Source organism: Micromonospora sp. WMMD729 (assembly GCF_049315225.1).
Classification (GTDB): domain Bacteria; phylum Actinomycetota; class Actinomycetes; order Mycobacteriales; family Micromonosporaceae; genus Micromonospora.
In genome coordinates, this window is the sequence record NZ_CP186059.1 from 3,059,611 (window position 1) to 3,076,406 (window position 16,796).

General features: G+C 71.4%; 15 protein-coding genes. 10 read left to right on the forward strand and 5 right to left on the reverse strand.

The genetic code is table 11. The annotated features are described in order from the left end of the window. The first annotated feature begins 8 nt into the window (after window positions 1-8). Both ACN263_RS14085 and ACN263_RS14090 read left to right on the forward strand, forming a co-directional pair. Window positions 9-638 (forward strand): hypothetical protein, encoded by a 630-nt coding sequence (locus ACN263_RS14085; RefSeq protein ID WP_422740259.1) that lies wholly within the window; start codon window positions 9-11, stop codon window positions 636-638. A 1,043-nt stretch (window positions 639-1,681) separates the two neighbouring features. After that, window positions 1,682-2,245: a hypothetical protein gene (locus ACN263_RS14090; RefSeq protein ID WP_422740260.1), complete on the forward strand. Its 564-nt coding sequence runs from the start codon at window positions 1,682-1,684 to the stop codon at window positions 2,243-2,245. A gap of 65 nt (window positions 2,246-2,310) precedes the next feature. On the opposite strand, the gene ACN263_RS14095 is transcribed toward ACN263_RS14090, so the two are convergent. After that, window positions 2,311-3,774: an MFS transporter gene (locus ACN263_RS14095; RefSeq protein ID WP_422740262.1), complete on the reverse strand. Its 1,464-nt coding sequence runs from the start codon at window positions 3,772-3,774 to the stop codon at window positions 2,311-2,313. Between the two features lie 42 nt (window positions 3,775-3,816). After that, window positions 3,817-4,053 carry a hypothetical protein gene (locus ACN263_RS14100; RefSeq protein WP_422740263.1) on the reverse strand — a complete coding sequence of 79 codons (237 nt, stop codon included), beginning with the start codon at window positions 4,051-4,053 and terminating at the stop codon, window positions 3,817-3,819. Window positions 4,054-4,174: 121 nt separating this feature from the next. Here ACN263_RS14100 and ACN263_RS14105 point away from each other — a divergent pair, with 121 nt between their 5' ends. Both ACN263_RS14105 and ACN263_RS14110 read left to right on the forward strand, forming a co-directional pair. Beyond that, window positions 4,175-5,329 (forward strand): geranylgeranyl reductase family protein, encoded by a 1,155-nt coding sequence (locus tag ACN263_RS14105; RefSeq protein ID WP_422740265.1) that lies wholly within the window; start codon window positions 4,175-4,177, stop codon window positions 5,327-5,329. 225 nt (window positions 5,330-5,554) lie between these two features. Further along, the gene (locus ACN263_RS14110; protein WP_355053659.1) at window positions 5,555-5,728 is read left to right on the forward strand and encodes a hypothetical protein; all 174 of its coding nucleotides are present in this window, start codon (window positions 5,555-5,557) and stop codon (window positions 5,726-5,728) included. A 67-nt stretch (window positions 5,729-5,795) separates the two neighbouring features. Here ACN263_RS14110 and ACN263_RS14115 read toward each other — a convergent pair whose 3' ends face one another. After that, window positions 5,796-7,586 carry a bifunctional metallophosphatase/5'-nucleotidase gene (locus ACN263_RS14115; RefSeq protein WP_422740266.1) on the reverse strand — a complete coding sequence of 597 codons (1,791 nt, stop codon included), beginning with the start codon at window positions 7,584-7,586 and terminating at the stop codon, window positions 5,796-5,798. Between the two features lie 149 nt (window positions 7,587-7,735). Between ACN263_RS14115 and ACN263_RS14120 the strand changes: the two genes are divergently transcribed. After that, window positions 7,736-8,638 (forward strand): SDR family oxidoreductase, encoded by a 903-nt coding sequence (locus tag ACN263_RS14120; protein ID WP_422740267.1) that lies wholly within the window; start codon window positions 7,736-7,738, stop codon window positions 8,636-8,638. Between the two features lie 42 nt (window positions 8,639-8,680). On the opposite strand, the gene ACN263_RS14125 is transcribed toward ACN263_RS14120, so the two are convergent. Further along, a complete protein-coding gene (locus ACN263_RS14125) occupies window positions 8,681-9,340 on the reverse strand; it encodes a nucleotidyl transferase AbiEii/AbiGii toxin family protein (protein WP_422740268.1) in 660 nt (219 codons plus the stop codon). Continuing rightward, a complete protein-coding gene (locus ACN263_RS14130) occupies window positions 9,337-9,678 on the reverse strand; it encodes a hypothetical protein (RefSeq protein WP_422740269.1) in 342 nt (113 codons plus the stop codon). The genes ACN263_RS14125 and ACN263_RS14130 overlap by 4 nt, the downstream gene beginning before the upstream one ends. 119 nt (window positions 9,679-9,797) lie before the next feature. Between ACN263_RS14130 and ACN263_RS14135 the strand changes: the two genes are divergently transcribed. From ACN263_RS14135 to nrfD, 5 genes are all read left to right on the forward strand, one after another. Next, window positions 9,798-10,793, forward strand: a complete 996-nt coding sequence (locus tag ACN263_RS14135) for an RNA polymerase subunit sigma-70 (RefSeq protein WP_422740270.1) — start codon at window positions 9,798-9,800, stop codon at window positions 10,791-10,793. Then, window positions 10,790-11,221 carry a DUF6069 family protein gene (locus ACN263_RS14140; protein ID WP_422740271.1) on the forward strand — a complete coding sequence of 144 codons (432 nt, stop codon included), beginning with the start codon at window positions 10,790-10,792 and terminating at the stop codon, window positions 11,219-11,221. The genes ACN263_RS14135 and ACN263_RS14140 overlap by 4 nt, the downstream gene beginning before the upstream one ends. Before the next feature lie 61 nt (window positions 11,222-11,282). Then, window positions 11,283-14,555 (forward strand): formate dehydrogenase, encoded by a 3,273-nt coding sequence (gene fdh / locus ACN263_RS14145; RefSeq protein ID WP_422740272.1) that lies wholly within the window; start codon window positions 11,283-11,285, stop codon window positions 14,553-14,555. Next, window positions 14,548-15,615 (forward strand): 4Fe-4S dicluster domain-containing protein, encoded by a 1,068-nt coding sequence (locus ACN263_RS14150; RefSeq protein WP_422740706.1) that lies wholly within the window; start codon window positions 14,548-14,550, stop codon window positions 15,613-15,615. The genes fdh and ACN263_RS14150 overlap by 8 nt, the downstream gene beginning before the upstream one ends. Continuing rightward, window positions 15,612-16,775: an NrfD/PsrC family molybdoenzyme membrane anchor subunit gene (gene nrfD, locus ACN263_RS14155; RefSeq protein ID WP_422740273.1), complete on the forward strand. Its 1,164-nt coding sequence runs from the start codon at window positions 15,612-15,614 to the stop codon at window positions 16,773-16,775. The genes ACN263_RS14150 and nrfD overlap by 4 nt, the downstream gene beginning before the upstream one ends. Window positions 16,776-16,796 lie beyond the last annotated feature (21 nt).

Genomic DNA, 16,796 nt, shown 5'->3' on the forward strand with positions numbered 1-16,796 from the left:
AACCAATCATGCGGCTATCCCGCATCATCATGGCGCTCACGGTCGGTCTGGCCGTGGTGGCCGTGCCGACGGCTGCGGGGGCGCAACCGGCTCAGCCGTCGCCCAGCGCGACCACCGGCACACCCCAGCCGCCGCCGTACCCGCCGGCCGTCGCGTCCCTGACCGTCAACCGGCCGACGATCTTCCTCGGCGAGACGGTCTTGCTCACCGGCACCGGCTTCGGGCCCAACGAGACCGTCGACATCTCCGTGACGGTCACCCCCCTCGCTGCCCCGGCCGCCGGCAACGCGCCGGCCCGCCGCAGCGACGGGACCACCGTGGCGATGGCGCCGGTGGCGTACCAGGCCAGCGCACCGCTCAACTTCACGGCGTACACGAACGCCCAGGGGCGCTTCACCAAGAGCTACAAGCCCTCGGTGACGGGCCTGCTGACCTTCACGGCCACCGGCCGCGAGTCCGGCCGGACCGCGTCCACCGAGCTGCGGGTGCTGCACCGCAAGCAGCCGCTGCCCGTCACCGGTGACAGCATCGGTACGCCCATGAAGCTCGGCGGCGGCCTCGTCGGCGCCGGTGCGATCATGCTGCTGCTGACCCTGGCCTGGCGTCGCCGCCAGCGCTTCAGCGGAGCCGCCCACTAACCGGCGACCCACCAACCGGGCAGTGCCCGGACGTACCCCCGGCTGGCGCCCGTCGGATCACCCGACGGGCGCCAGCCGTCACGTTTGCGTCACCCACGCCGCGAGGTCTCGTGATCGACACGAGTTTGCTGATCTGGGGGCATCGACAGGTCCCGGACACCCCGACTTCGGCGATCCGGAGTCGATCGAGCGGTCCGTCACGGACGAGGTGGTCGTGCACCCGGTCGCCGATCCGCAGGACGGCCCCGCTGCTGGTGCCGGTGAGTCGGTGGGACGTTTGTGTCCGTTCTCGCCCGCAACGAGCGTGGTGCCTCGGCGGCCCGGGCGTCGGGTACAGCCCGATCGGTCGGTAGCCTGCCCAAATGGTCGTGATCGACTCGATTTCGCCGATCTGGGGGTGTCAACCGGCCTCGGATACCGCGACTTCGGCGATCTCGTGTGGATCACCGCCCGGACGCATCCCGCAGACCGCCGCCGACGGCCCGGTTGGGCGCTGTGTCCGGTGATGGGCCGTGTGGGGTGAGCGGGTGGGCGCGTGATCATCGCGGGTCGGGGGTCGATGCCCACCCGCGGGGGCGTGCCTGTTGGCGTCGTGTCCCTTTGCTCTGCTTCAGTCGTGTCCCTTTGCTCTGCTTCAACGGACGCACCGGCGCGCGTCCGATATCCGGACACTGGGTGTTGCGCGGGTTGAAGCAGAGCAAAGGACCCCGGGGAGTGACCCCGCACCGCCGGTCGTTGCACCCGGCCCGGCGCGACGAGCCCACCGGGCCGCCCGCCTGCGGGAATGGCCCCGGCCGTCGGGTCGTTACACACGGACCGGCCGCCACGAGCAACCGCCCGCAGGCCGCCGAGCCCCCCGGGAATGACCCCGGCCGTCGGGTCGTTGAACCCGGTCCGCGGCGCCCGAGCCCTCCGGCTCGCCGGCCGCCGCCCCCCTCAAAGACTTTGTGCAAGCGCCCGGACGAGGTGCTGAACACCCAAGTCACCGATCCCCCCGAACGGGTGACGTGGGTGTTTCCTACCCCCGAAGGAGCAACCCCCTCATGAACACGATCTTCCGCAAGAGCATGCTGTCTGTTGCTGGTCTCGCGTTCGCCGGTGGCGTCTTCGCCGGCCCCATCGCCGCCCACGCCGCCACCCCGGCCGCCGACGCCAAGCCCACCGCTGTTGCCGTGCAGACTGCGGCGAAGCCGCAGGGCGACCAGTCCCACATCACCCTCAACGACGAGCAGACCGCCAACGTCAAGGCCATCATCGCCGCCACGAAGAAGGCCGGCCTGCCCGAGCGGGCGGCGGTCATCTCGATCGCGACCAGCCTGCAGGAGTCGAAGCTGGAGAACCTGGGCCACCTCGGCGATATGAACGACCACGACTCGCTGGGCCTGTTCCAGCAGCGCCCGTCCAGCGGTTGGGGCACCCCGGAGCAGATCACCAACCCCGAGTACTCCACCACCGCGTTCCTCAAGGGCCTCAAGCAGGTCGACGGCTGGCAGGACATGCCGCTAACCGACGCCGCGCAGACCGTGCAGGTCTCCGCCTACCCCGACGCGTACGCCCAGTGGGAACAGCAGGCCACCGACCTGGTCGGCCAGTACTGGAACAGCTGACGAACACACCGATGGCCGGCACCCCACCACGGGTGCCGGCCATCGCCGTCTGCACAGCGGCGTCGTCAGCGGTGGTGATTGCGGAAGATGTCGACAAGCGCCGCCACCAGTGCGAGCGCGATGATGCCCGTGGCGAGCAGCAGCGACTTCTCGAACGCCGCCGTCCAGTCGCCGTGACTGTCGGCCAGTGAGGAGAAGAACATCGAGCCGACAGCGGCGATGCCGGCGGCGGCGCCGATCCGTTGGCCGGTCTGGAGCATCCCGGCCCCGCTGCCCGCCTGGGGGACCGGCACCTGGGCGAGAGTGAGTGTCTGGTTGGGGGCGATGACCAGGCCGCTGCCGATGCCGGCGACGAGCAGCGGACCGGCGGTGACCCAGGGTGCCGGGCTGTCCGGCGCGAGGTGCAGGGCGAGCACCGTGGCCACCAACCCGATCACCACGCCGAGCAGGCCGATGGCGACCAGGGGCCGGCCGAACCGGTTGACGATGCGCCCGCCCAGCGCGGACGCCGCGGCGGAGCCGAGCGCGAACGGGGTGATGGCGAGACCGGCGACGAGCGCGCTGTAGCCGCGCCCGTTCTGCAGGAACAGGGTGAAGATGAAGAAGATCGCGGTGAAGCCACCGAAGTAGACGAGCGCGATGAGCGACCCGAGCGTGTACGACTGGAAGGTGAACAGGCGCAGGTCGAACAGCGGTTCCCGGTGCCGCGCGTACCACCGTTCCCACAGGCCGAAGGCGACCAGCACCACCAGGCCGGCCGGGATGAGCGCCCACTTCCACGGCGTACGCCACTGCTGCTCCTGCACCAGCGGCAGCAGGATGAGCACCACGCCGACGCCGAGCAGCAGCACACCGACCGGGTCGAGTCGACGGCGTCCGGGTTGCCCGTCGGGCCGACCGGGCAGCAGCCGCCAGCCCAGGATCACCGCGACGATGCCGACCGGCACGTTGACGAAGAAGACCCACCGCCAGCCGTGCTCCTCACCGCCGAGGGCGATGAGCAGTCCGCCGAGCAGCGGCCCGACGGCGGTGGAGATGCCGATGGTCGCGCCGAGCAACCCGAACGGCCGGGCCCGCTCCGGCCCCCGGAACAGCTGTTGGATCAGCCCGATCACCTGCGGGTTGACGATGCCGGCGGCGGCGCCCTGGAGCAGCCGGGCGACGACCAGCCAGGTGGGTGAGGTCGCCAGGCCGGCGAGCGCGCTGGTCAGGGTGAACAACGCGATCCCGAAGACGAACGCGTTGCGCCGGCCCCGGAAGTCTCCGAAGCGTCCGGCCGGTACGAGCACGAGGCCGAAGGTGAGCGCGTACCCGGAGAGGACCCACTGCAGGTCGCTCGGTGAGGCGTGCAGCGCCCGGTCGATGGACGGCACCGCGACGTTGACGATGCTGACGTCGAGCAGCGTCATGAACGCGGCGACCAGCCCGACGCCGACCGCCTGCCAGCGTCGGCGGTTCTCGGCCGCGTCGACCGGCTGCGGCTCGCGCGCCGCGTTCATCGTGCCCCCCGTTGACGGTCGATCATGCATTCCTGACCGCTACCCCGACCACCGGGGGCCAACCGTCCAGGGTCACGCCATCTGACGGGCGCAGAACCGGGGGCCGAAGTCGAGGCCGGCCATCGGCGAGTCCTCGCGGTGCAGCAGACCCTTCTCGGTGAGCTGGTGCAGCGGCGCGTGTACCTGCTCCTCGGTGAGCCCGGACCCTTCGGCGATCAGGTCCGGATAGGGCACCTGGCCGCGTGCTTCGAGGGCGGTGACCGCCTCGTACACCTTCCGCTCGACCTCCGACAGCTCCATCCGCTGCATGATCTCCTCCTTCGCCCACCCGCCGGACGCGGACGGTTGCGCCGCGTCGGTTACCCCCTGCCTGCCCGAAGATGCCCACCCGTTCGGGCGGTGGCGGGCGAACACGTCCTACGCTGCAACAGTGATCGTCTGGGATCTGGTCGTCGTCGGCGCGGGCCCCGCCGGGCTCTCCGCGGCACACGCCGCGGCGCGCGCCGGCGTTCGTACCCTGGTTGTCGAGCGGGCCACGCACCCGCGTTACAAGACCTGCGGCGGCGGCCTCATCGGCACGTCCCTGGCCGCGGTGCGGGACCGGATCGAGGTGCCGGCGCACGACCGGGTCGACCGGGTGACGTTCACCCGCGACGGCCGGCGGGAGTTCACCCGCCGCAACGGTAGTCCGGTGGTGACGATGGTGCGCCGGGAGGAGTTCGACGACCGCCTGCGCGCGGCGGCGGTCGCCGCCGGGGCGCAGCTGCGCGAGCAGGTCGCGGTCCGCGCGATCGAGCAGGACCCCGAGGGGGTACGCCTGCGACTGGCCGACGGTACGACGCTGACGGCCCGCACGGTGATCGGCGCGGACGGCTCCTCGGGGGTGACCGCGCGGCATGTGGGGGTGCGCTACCGCCAGGTGGATCTGGGGCTGGAGCTGGAGATCCCGGTGCCGCCCGCCGAGCAGGAGCGGTGGCGCGGGCGGCTGTTGCTGGACTGGGGGGCGATGCCGGGCTCGTACGCCTGGGTGTTCCCCAAGGGTGACCGGTTGACGGTCGGTGTGATCGCGGGCCGGGGTGCGGGGGAGGGGACGCGTGCCTATCTGCGGCAGTTCGTCGACCGGTTGGGTCTGACCGGGCTGCCGGCGGCGCACGATTCGGGTCACCTGACCCGGTGCCGCGAGGAGGACTCGCCGTTACGCAACGGTCGGGTGCTGGTGGTGGGGGACGCGGCCGGGCTGTTGGAGCCGTGGAGCCGGGAGGGCATCAGCTTCGCCCTGCGCTCCGGGGAGCTGGCCGGAGCGGCGGTCGCCGCCGGTGACCTGGCCGGGTACGAGCGGGCGGTCGCCGAGCGTCTGACGCCGGAGATGCGGGCCGGGTTCCGGTTGCTCGACCTGTTCACCCGCCGCCCGGGGGTGTTCCACGGGCTGTTGGCGACCCCGCCCGGCTGGCGGATGTTCGTGCGCTTCTGTCAGGGCCGAGCAAGCTTCGCCGACATGCTGCGCCGCAAACCGATCCAAGCAGCCCTGGCAGTGCTGAACCACCTACCAACCCCACGCCGCCCACCCGCCAACCCCCCGTCCTAACCCGCCCCGCGAGCGCCCCGCCCCCCGAGAGCGCGCCGATCTTGCACTTTCTGCGGCGACAATTCAGACGAACCTGAGCACTTCACCAACCGTTAGTGCAAGATCGGCGAGAGCTGCCCACCCTTACCCCAGGATCCTAGGATGGTTTAGGGGGTGTGTCGGACAGCGGACCGGCGCGTCGGGCGTTCACCGTTGGACAATGACCAGGGGAGTAGGGGGCATCGCATGGCCGAGCAGCCGTTCACCGACGACGAGTACGCGTTCCTGCGCCACATCCGGTTCGGCGAGTTGCCACCCGCAGTCCGCCCTGAGGATCAGGTCGCGCTGACCGAGACCGACCCCGGACGGGACCGGCCGGAGAAGGCTGAGGACCCGGTCCGCTGGAACGTGCAGGGCTGAGCAGACGCGGACGGGCCGTGGGTGTCACCACCCACGGCCCGCCATCGGAAGAGCCGTCACACCACGGTCAGAAGACCGGCACGCCCTCGCGGACGAGACGCCAGTTGGGCTGGAAGAAGTCGTCCGGGTTGATGGTCCCCTCGGCCTGGGCCCAGTCGATGAGCAGCTGGCGGATCTCCTGCTGCGCGTTGTAGACCTGGGTCTTCACGATGCCGGGGAAGTTGCCGCCGCCGCTGCGCCGGTAGTTGTTCACCGCGACCACGAACTGCGCGTCGTCCGCGACCGGGGTGTCGGTGCCGGGCAGCACCAGGCGGGTGATGCGCTGACCGACCGGCCGGGAGATGTCGATGTCGTAGTCCAGGCCGGAGATCACGTCGTAGTTGTAGTCCGGCACCGCCGGGTCGCTGATCTGCTCCGGGTCGACGGTCGCGCCCGGGGCGACGGTGCGGAAGTACTTCGCCGAGTATTCGAGGTACGCGCGTACCTCCGCGCCGCTGAGTACGACGGCTTCGAGGGTGTTGTCGTACACGTACAGGCCGGCCACGTCGCGGATCTTGACGTCCCCGGCGGGGAAGACGGCGGTACGGCTGAACGGCGCGGCGATCGACAGCACCGGCAGGTCCGCGTACGCGGTGCCGGCCAGCGCCGCGCCGACGACCTCGGTCTGCACGTGGTTGATGAAGTCGAGGATCGGGGTGTCCTTGTAGCGGGACTCCGCCGCCGACAACTCCACGGTGGAGGTGGCGACCACCTGGTTGACGTACGCCACGGTCTTCGCGTGCTGGGCCCGTACGGCGGCGAGGACCTTCGGGTCCTCGACGACCGTGTTGGTGTTCAGCATGGTGGCGGCCTTCTTGGTGATCGTCCACCGGCCGCGCTCACGGGTGAGGGTGAAGTCCATCCGGGTGAGCCGCTGACCCCATTTCGAGGGCTCGGAGAGCAGCACCTGGGTGCCGGTCTGCTCGTTGGTGACGAACCGCTCGACCACCTCGTTGTGGGCGTGCCCGAAGAGGATCGCGTCGATCCCCGGCACCTGCTGGGCGATCAGCGCCACCGGGTTCTCGTTGGGCAGCTCCGGGCCGTAGCTGGAGGTGCCGCTGTCGCCGCCGTGGGCGGAGATCAGCACGAGGTCGGCGCCGCGGGCCCGCATGATCGGCACCCACTTCGCGGCGGTCGCGATCATGTCGTCGAAACGCAGCTTGCCCTCGACGTTGCCCCGGTCCCAGATGGCCACGCCGGGGTTGGTCAGGCCGAGGATGCCGACCCGCAGGGTCGGCGCGGCGAAGCCGAGGGAGACCTTCTTGATGACGTACGGCAGGAAGGCCGGCTTGCCGGTCGTGGCGTTGACCGCGTTCGCGGCCAGGGCCGGGAAGCCGAGCTGGCGGATCCACAGGTCCAGCAGCGGCAGGCCGTAGTTGAACTCGTGGTTGCCCAGCGTCACGGCGTCGTAGTCGATGACGTTCATGGCCCGGGCCATCGGGTGCTTCTCGCCGGTGGCGGTGATGGGCTCCTGCTTGGCGTAGTACGTCGCCAGGGGGGTGCCCTGGATGGTGTCGCCGGCGTCGAGCACCAGGGTCGCCCTGCCGCGCCGCTCGCGGCGGATCTGGTTGATCAGGGTGGCCAGCTTGGCGACACCGACATCGTTGTGCTTGCTGTCGTCGTACTCGGCGTCGCGGTAGTAATCCCAGTTGTAGACGTTGCCGTGGGTGTCCGACGTGCCGAGCAGCGTGAGGTCCCAGGTACGCGGCCGGGCGGGGCCGGCCGCCTGGGCGGGGGAGGCGGCGATCAGCGGCGCGGTGGCCGCGGCGGCGGCGACCGCGAGCACCTGGCGACGCGACGGACCGGATCCAGAGGTCATGACGTGCCCTTCCATGGGGGTTGACGCGCCTCGTGAGCGCCTCGCGCACCATAACGAGCCCCTGTCACTCCTGCCACGTCAGCCCCGGTTTCCGCAGAACGGCGTCGGGTAGGGCGCTAACCGGAGGTACCAGAGGCGAGGAGATCCCGGTGAGCCAGGACCAGCACACCCCGCAGGACCCGACCAGCCAGTACGGCCAGCAGTCCGGTCAGCCCGGCCAGCAGCAGTCGCCGCCGGGCTCGACGGCGGGTATGACGCCGCGGCCGGACCACGGCGAGGAGTCGTACCGGGGCAGCGGCAAGCTCGACGGCAAGCGGGCGTTGATCACGGGCGGTGACTCGGGGATCGGCCGGGCGGTGGCTCTCGCGTTCGCCCGGGAGGGCGCCGACGTGCTCATCGCGTACCTGGGTGAGGAGGAGGACGCCGACGCTCGCGAGACCGTTCGGCTCGTCGAGGAGGCCGGCCGTCGGGGTGTCGCGGTACGCGGGGATGTCCGCGACGAGGCGCACTGCCGGGAGCTGGTCGACCGGACGGTGCGTGACCTGGGCGGCATCGACATCCTGGTGAACAACGCGGCGTACCAGATGTCGCAGGACGAGGGCATCCTCGGCATCAGCACCGAGCAGTTCGACCGGGTGCTCAAGACCAACCTGTACGCGATGTTCTGGCTCTGCAAGTTCGCCGTCCCGCACCTGGCCGAGGGGTCGGCGATCATCAACACGGCGTCGATCCAGGCGTTCGACCCGTCGCCGCAGTTGCTGGACTACGCCACCACCAAGGCGGGGATCGCCAACTTCACCAAGGCGCTCGCGGCCGACCTGGCGGAGCGGGGCATCCGGGTCAACGCGGTGGCGCCCGGCCCGGTCTGGACGCCGCTGATCCCGGCCACCATGCCGAAGGAGAAGGTCGAGCAGTTCGGCACGGACACCCCGGAGGGTCGGCCCGGGCAGCCGGCGGAGCTGGCCCCGGCGTACGTCTTCTTCGCCTCCCAGGAGTCCAGCTACGTCACGGGCGAGATCCTGGGGGTCACCGGCACCCGGCCGACCAAGTGACGCCGCCGGCCGGGTGGTCGCCCGCGCGCCGACCGCTCGGTCTCAGCGCGGCCAGTCGGTGAAGCGCCGGCGCACCCGGGCGACGTCGTCGGGGCTCAGGCCGTACCTGCCGAACCGGGTGTCGTTCAGCCGGTCGAGGTAGCGGCCGGCGGCACGGACGTCGTCCGGGTCGAGCGCGGGGTCGACCTGCCGGGCCAGCACCAGCAGTTGCGTCACGTCGTAGTGCTCGAGCGCCGCCGCGACGTCGATGAAGTCCCGGACCTCCCGCCGGTTGACCAGCGCGGCGATCTTGTTGGCGACCAGGTCGCGGACGTCCATCACGGGGCCGAGGTCCATCACCACCGGGCTCTGCTGCCGGTCGAGTCGGGCCAGGCTGAGCCGGATCTGCCGCCCGTGGCGGCTCACCACGAAGTCCTTCATGTCCCGGCCGTACCCGTCGAACAGGTCGGCGAGTTCGCTGTCCGGGTCGGCGTCGGAGACGGTGAACCCGGCGCGTTCCAGCGCGGCGCGTACCCCGGCGGAGGCCGCGGCGGCGGCGCCCTCCACGTCGGCGAAGAGGTCCACGTCCTCGGTGGGCCGGGCCACCAGGCCGTGCGCGGCCCAGGCCACTCCGCCGCCGAGCACGAACCGGTACGGCCCGGCGGCGGTCAACGCCACCCGGGCCACCTCCCGGTAGAAGTCGTGCAGGTGGGGCGCGATCACGCCGCGCGCAGGCCGCGGTGCCGGCTCTCCCAGGCCAGGCGGACGCCCCGGGGGAGGTTGAGCAGTCGCCACACCCGCCGCAGGGTGCGTCCGTTGATGAGGGTGCGCAGGTCGTCGGCGTTGGCCGTCTCGCGCAGCACGTTCTCGTACATCCAGAGCAGTTGGTCGAGGTCACCGAGGTCGAAGGTGCGCTCGGCGTTCCACATCAACCGGACCGGCAGCTCGACCACGCCGCGGGTGGGGCCGGTCAGCTCGGTGAGCGTTCGCGCCACGACGGCCGGACGACCCGGGCGGGCCAGGAAGGCCACGCCGGTCGCGGTGGGCGAGACGGCCTGCATGGTGTCAGGGTAACGCCCGTCGGTGCGGGTGTCGCCGAGGAGCGTCCGGCGCGGGTGATGAGTTCTCGGGCCCGCGCCCGTCACAGGTGTGCCGGGACACGACGAGACGGGAGCAGGACGTGACGGGTACGGACACGCGGAGTGGGAGCGCGGGTGCGCTGGCCGAGGTCGACGAGACGGCCTTCGCGGGGCTGGCGCAGCGGCACCGGCGGGAGTTGCACGTGCACTGCTATCGGATGCTCGGGTCGTTCGAGGACGCCGAGGACACCGTGCAGGAGACGTTCCTGCGGGCCTGGCGGCGGCGGGAGACGTTCGCGGGCCGGTCGACGGTACGGGCCTGGCTGTACCGGATCGCCACCAACGCCTGCCTGGACTTTTTGGCCCGGTGCCGTCCGGAGCCGGCCCGGGGCGGCGAGGTGCGGTGGTTGCAGCCGTATCCGGATCGGCTGCTCGACGAGGTGCCGGCGGGCGCCGCGGACGAGCCGGAGGCGGTCGCGGTCGCGCGGGAGACGATCGAGCTGGCGTACGTGGTGGCGGTCCAGCACCTCGCGCCGCGTCCCCGGGCCGTGCTGATCCTGCGGGACGTGCTCGGCTGGCCCGCGAAGGACGTCGCCGACCTGCTCGGGGACTCGGTCAACTCGGTGAACAGCGCGTTGCAGCGGGCTCGGGCCGGCATGCGGGAGCACCTGCCCGCCGAGCGGCAGGACTGGACGGGGGGCGAGCAGGACGCCGGTACGCGCGAGTTGGTGCGGCACTTCACCGAGGCGAGCGTCGCCACGGACATCGGCCGGCTCACCACGATGTTGCGCGACGATGTGCGCTGTTCGATGCCGCCCACCCCGGGTCTGCACCTGGGCCGGGACGCGGTGGTGGGCGACTGGATCGCGGACGGGTTCGACCGGATGACGGGCCTGCGCGGTGTGGCGACCTCGGTGAACCGGCAGCCCGCCGTCGCGTTCTACCACTGGCGGGAGTCCGACGGCGCGTACCTGCCGTTGACCATCGACGTCCTGCGCGTCACCGGCGGCGCGATCACCGAGATCGTCATCTTCCACGCCGACCGGTTCGCGCGGCTGGGGCTGCCGGAGCGCCTGCCGGCGGGTGGTGCGAAGTGAGCGTCGCGGCCCCGACCCATCCTCCGCGCCGACTCCTCGGCCTTGCCGGCGTCGGTCTGGCGGCCGCCGTGGCGGCGATGGCCACGACCACTGTCGCGGCCGCGCTCGCCGGGGCCGCCGGTGTCGACTTCGAGATCCCCGAGGGCGGCGAAACGATTCCGCTGGCCGGGTTCGCCGTGGTGACGGGTGCCTTCTCGCTCGTGGGCGTCGTTCTCGCCATCGTTCTCGGTCGGTTCAGCGCGCGTCCCGCCGAGCGGTTCCGGTGGACGACCGTGGCGCTGACCGCGATCTCGCTGGTTCCGCCGTTCCTCTGTGGGGCCGCTGCCGCCACGGTCGCGGTTCTCGTGGTGCTGCACCTGGTCGCCGCGGCGGTGATGATCCCGGCGTTGATGTGGGGCCTGCACCGGTGGGGCCGTTCCCTCGATTAGCGAAGACTCCTCATCTGACCTATGTTCGGGGGGTCGCTCGCACGCGAGGGAGGTGTCGGGGATGGGTCTTCGGACGTTCATCGAGGGTTGGCCGGTGTACCGCCAGCTCACCGGCACCGATCCCCTCGGTCGGGGCGCGGCGGCCAAGTCGGCGCGCTCCGCCGCGCTGACGGCGCGTACCCAGGAGGCCGACAGTGTCGCGCGGTCGGTGTGCCCGTACTGCGCCGTCGGTTGTGGTCAGCGGGTGTTCGTCACCGATGGCCGGGTCACGCAGATCGAGGGTGATCCGGACAGTCCGATCTCGCGGGGCCGCCTGTGTCCGAAGGGCTCGGCGAGCAAGAGTCTCGTGACGAGCCCGCTGCGCCAGACGACGGTCCGCTACCGCCGGCCGTACGCGACGCAGTGGGAGGACCTGGACCTCGACACGGCCCTCGACATGATCGCCGACCGGATCCTCGCCGCCCGCGAGGAGACCTGGGAGGACCGCGACGAGCAGGGTCGGCCCCTCAACCGGACGTTGGGCATCTCCAGCCTCGGTGGCGCCACGCTGGACAACGAGGAGAACTACCTCATCAAGAAGTTGTTCACGGCGATGGGGGCGTTGCAGATCGAGAACCAGGCGCGTATTTGACACTCCGCCACCGTCCCCGGTCTGGGGGCCAGCTTCGGTCGTGGCGGTGCGACGGACTTTCAGCAGGACATCGCCAACGCTGACGTCATCGTCATCCAGGGTTCCAACATGGCGGAAGCCCATCCGGTGGGTTTCCAGTGGGTGATGGAGGCCAAGCGCCGCGGGGCGAAGGTGTTCCATGTGGACCCCCGCTTCACGCGGACGAGCGCGCTGGCGGATGCGTACCTGCCGATCCGGGCGGGCACGGACATCGCGCTGCTCGGTGGGGTGATCCGCTACATCCTCGACAACGAGTTGGACTTCCGCGAGTACGTCCTCGCCTACACCAACGCGGCGACGATCGTCAGCGACCAGTTCAGCGACACCGAGGACGGCGACGGCTTCTTCTCCGGCTTCGATCCGGAGACCGGCAGCTACGTGCAGGACAGCTGGCAGTACGAGGGGCACGAGGACTCCTCGGGCAGTGGGCACACCGCCAAGGAGCGGGACACGGCGGCCGGCCTGGAGCACGAGTCGCACGGTGCCGAGGTCGGCGGGCAGACGCAGCGGGACGAGACGTTGCAGCACCCGCGCTGCGTTTACCAGATCCTCAAGCGGCACTACGACCGCTACACCCCGGAGATGGTGGAACGGGTCTGCGGCATCCCGCAGGAGAAGTTCCTCGAACTGGCGCGGGAGTGGACGGCGAACTCCGGCCGGGAACGCACCGGCATGCTCATCTACTCGGTGGGCTGGACGCAGCACAGCGTTGGTGTGCAGTACATCCGCGCCGGGGCGATCATCCAACTCCTGCTGGGCAACATGGGCCGGCCCGGCGGTGGGGTGATGGCGCTGCGCGGGCACGCCAGCATCCAGGGCTCCACGGACATCCCGACCCTGTTCAACCTGCTGCCCGGCTACCTGCCCATGCCGCACCACGCCGACCACCCCACCTTCGACGAGTGGGTGGACAGCATCCGGCACCCCGGGCAGAAGGGCTTCTGGGGCAACGCCCGGTCGTTCGCCGCCAGCCTGCTCAAGGCGTACTGGGGGGACGCCGCGACGCCGGAGAACGACTTCTGCTACGGCTACCTGCCCCGGTTGACCGGCGACCACGGCACGTACCAGCAGGTCCTCAACATGATCGACGGGAAGACCAAGGGGTACTTCCTGCTCGGGCAGAACCCGGCCGTCGGGTCCGCGCACGGCCGCGCGCAACGCCTCGGCATGGCCAACCTCGACTGGCTGGTGGTCCGCGACCTCTTCATGATCGAGAGCGCGACCTTCTGGAAGAACGGCCCCGAGGTGGCCACCGGCGAGATCGTGCCCGAGGAGTGCCGTACCGAGGTCTTCTTCCTGCCCGCCGCCTCCCACGTCGAGAAGGAGGGCACGTTCACCCAGACGCAGCGGTTGTTGCAGTGGCGGGAGAAGGCCGTCGAACCGCCGGGCGACGCCCGTTCCGAGCTGTGGTTCTTCTACCACCTCGGCCGCCGGCTGCGCGAGAAGCTGGCCGGCTCGTCGCTGCCGCGCGACCGGGCGCTGCTCGACCTCACCTGGGACTACCCCACGCACGGTCCGCACGAGGAGCCGAGCGCCGAGGCGGTCCTGCGCGAGATCAACGGGTACGACGTGCCGACCGGCCGACCGCTGTCCAGTTTCGCCGAGGCCCGCGACGACGGCTCCACCGCCGTCGGCTGCTGGATCTACACCGGCGTGTACGCCGACGGCGTCAACCAGGCAGCCCGCCGCAAGTCCCGACACGAGCAGGACTGGGTGGCCGCCGAGTGGGGTTGGGCGTGGCCGGCGAACCGCCGGATCCTCTACAACCGTGCCTCGGCCGACCCGGACGGCAACCCGTGGAGCGAGCGCAAACGCTACGTCTGGTGGGACCCGGACAGGGGCGAGTGGACCGGCCACGACGTGCCGGACTTCGAGAAGACCAAACCGCCGTCGTACCGGCCGCCCGCCGGGGCGTCCGGTCCGGAGGGGATCGCCGGTGACGACCCGTTCGTCATGCAGGGCGACGGCAAGGGCTGGCTGTACGCGCCCAGCGGCGTCCTGGACGGGCCGCTGCCCACCCACTACGAACCGGTCGAGTCGCCGGTCCGTAACCCGCTCTACCGCCAGCAGGCCAACCCGACCCGCAAGTCGTACGCGCACCCGGTGAACTCGGTGAACCCGAGCCCGCCGCAGGAGCACAGTCAGGCCTTCCCGTACGTCTTCACGGTCAGCCGGCTCACCGAGCACCACACCGCCGGCGGGATGAGCCGGACCGTACGGCCCCTGGCCGAGTTGCAGCCGGAGATGTTCGTCGAGGTGTCGCCGGAACTGGCCGCCGAGACCGGGTTGGCGCACCTCGGGTGGGCGCACCTGGTCAGCGGTCGGGCGGTGATCGAGGCCAAGGTGCTGGTCACCGACCGGCTCACCCCGTTGCGGGTGGACGGTCGGGTCATCCACCAGGTGTGGCTGCCGTACCACTTCGGCTTCGAGGGTCTGGTCACCGGCGACTCGGCCAACGACCTGTTCGGCATTACCCTCGACCCGAACGTCCTCATCCAGGAGAGCAAGATCGGTACCTGCGACGTACGGCCGGGCCGGCGGCCCACCGGGCCTGCCCTGCTCGACCTGGTCGCCGACTACCAGCGGCGGGCCGGGATCACCCCGGGTGGACACGCGCCGACCGTCACCACCGACCAGGACGGGAAGGCCAGCGGTGATTCCTGACCCGAACAGCCTCTACGGGCCGCTCGATCCGGCGCCGGACGCGGGTTATGTGGACGCGCCGGAGCGGATGGGGTTCTTCACCGACACGAGTGTGTGTATCGGGTGCAAGGCGTGTGAGGTGGCGTGCAAGGAGTGGAACGGGGTCCCGGACAGTGGCTTCGATCTGCTGGGGATGTCGTACGACAACACGGGGGCGTTGACGGCGAACTCGTGGCGGCACGTCGCGTTCGTCGAGCAGCCGCGCCCGGCGGGGCACGGCGGCGCGGCGTTCGCGGGCACGCCCACCGGTACCACGGTCAGCGCGACGTCGGCGGCGGTCGCCGCCGGCACGCCCGGGTCGACCGGCACCGAGCCGGGCCTGCCATCCGGGTCACCGTCGGCCGCCGCGCGGATGGCCGACAGCGCCCCGACCGACAGCGGCGCGGGGCCGCAGTTCCTGGGTATGCCGGGGGCGCAGCCGCCGGGGCGGGGTACCGGTGTGGAGGGTCGCAGTGATTTTCGTTGGTTGATGATGTCGGATGTGTGTAAGCACTGCACGCATGCGGCTTGTTTGGATGTGTGTCCGACGGGGTCGTTGTTCCGGACGGAGTTCGGGACGGTGGTGGTGCAGGAGGACATCTGTAACGGGTGTGGGTATTGCATTTCGGCGTGTCCGTACGGGGTGATCGATCAGCGTCGGGGTGATGGTCGGGCGTGGAAGTGCACGTTGTGTTATGACCGGTTGGGTGCGGGGATGACGCCGGCGTGTGCGCAGGCGTGTCCGACCGAGTCGATCCAGTACGGGCCCCTGGAGGAGTTGCGTGACCGCGCGGCGGCGCGGGTGGCGACACTGCACGAGCGGGGTGTGCCCGAGGCGCGGTTGTACGGGCATGACCCGAACGATGGTGTGGGTGGTGACGGGGCGTTCTTCCTGTTGTTGGACGAGCCCGAGGTGTACGGGCTGCCACCGGATCCGGTGGTGACCACCCGGGACCTGCCGGCCATGTGGAAACGCGCCGGCCTTGCGGCTGTGACGATGGCCGCCGCCACGGTGGTCGCGTTCCTGGGCAGGCGGCCATGACCAACCCCACACCGCGAGTGGGCGACCGGTTCCGCCGGTTCCGCGACCGCCTGGCCACCACGAGCCCCGACCTGCCGACCCAACGGCAGGCGCAGGACGGCACCGACGTGGCCGTGCCGGCAACGGCCCACGATCGGACGCCGCAACCCGAGGAGAACGCCGCGCGGCGCTCCCGGCGCGGTCGACGCGGCGGCGCGGAGGAACTGCGGGTCCCCGAGGCCGAGTTCACCTCCTACTACGGCCGGCCCGTCCTCAAGGCCCCGGTCTGGAAGTGGGACATCGCCGCGTACCTGTTCACCGGCGGGTTGGCTGCCGGCTCATCGCTGCTGGCCGCGGGCGGTCAACTCACCCGGCGACCGGCGCTGCGCCGCGCCGGCCGGGTCACCGCGCTGGGCGCGGTCAGCGCCAGCGCCGTCTTCCTCATCCGGGACCTGGGCCGGCCGGAGCGGTTCCACCACATGCTCCGGGTCGCCAAGCTGACCTCGCCCATGTCGGTCGGCACCTGGATCCTCAGCGCGTTCGGGCCGGCCGCCGGAGTGGCGGCGATCGCCGAGACCGCCGCCTGGCTGCCCCGAACCGGGCCGCTCGGGCTGGTCGCCCGGGCCCTGCCACCGGCCGGGCACGCCGCCGGGCTGGTCGCCGCCGCCACCGCACCGGCCCTGGCGACGTACACCGGGGTCCTGCTCGCCGACACGGCGGTGCCGTCGTGGCACGAGGCGTACCCCGAACTGCCGGTCATCTTCGCGGGCAGCGCGCTGGCCAGCGGCGCGGGCGTCGGTCTGCTCGCCGCGCCGCCGGCGCAGGCCGGCCCGGCCCGCCGGATGGCGGTGGCCGGCGCGGCCCTGGAGCTGTACGGCGCGCACCGGGTGGAGACCCGTCTCGGGCTGCTCAGCGAGCCCTACCGGACGGGCCGGCCGGGTCGGCTGCTGCGCGCCGGCCGGCTGCTGACCGCCGCCGGGGTGGCCGGGGCGCTGCTGGGCCGGCGCAGTCGCGTCGCCGGGGTGGTGTCCGGAGCCGCCCTGCTGAGCGCGTCGGTCGCCACCCGGTTCGGCATCTTCTACGGCGGCGTCGCGTCCGCCCGCGACCCCCGCTATACCGTCGTGCCGCAACGCGAGCGGGTGAACGCCCGGCGGACCGAGGCGGATCCGGCGACTGACTGAGCGCTCGCACCGCCGTTGTGA

Coding starts and splice junctions, on each gene's coding strand:
- ACN263_RS14085 (WP_422740259.1), top strand. CDS start 9: ATGCGGCTATCCCGCATCATCATGGCGCTCACGGTCGGTCTGGCCGTG.
- ACN263_RS14090 (WP_422740260.1), top strand. CDS start 1,682: ATGAACACGATCTTCCGCAAGAGCATGCTGTCTGTTGCTGGTCTCGCG.
- ACN263_RS14095 (WP_422740262.1), bottom strand. CDS start 3,774: ATGCATGATCGACCGTCAACGGGGGGCACGATGAACGCGGCGCGCGAG.
- ACN263_RS14100 (WP_422740263.1), bottom strand. CDS start 4,053: ATGCAGCGGATGGAGCTGTCGGAGGTCGAGCGGAAGGTGTACGAGGCG.
- ACN263_RS14110 (WP_355053659.1), top strand. CDS start 5,555: ATGGCCGAGCAGCCGTTCACCGACGACGAGTACGCGTTCCTGCGCCAC.
- ACN263_RS14115 (WP_422740266.1), bottom strand. CDS start 7,586: ATGACCTCTGGATCCGGTCCGTCGCGTCGCCAGGTGCTCGCGGTCGCC.
- ACN263_RS14130 (WP_422740269.1), bottom strand. CDS start 9,678: ATGCAGGCCGTCTCGCCCACCGCGACCGGCGTGGCCTTCCTGGCCCGC.
- nrfD (WP_422740273.1), top strand. CDS start 15,612: ATGACCAACCCCACACCGCGAGTGGGCGACCGGTTCCGCCGGTTCCGC.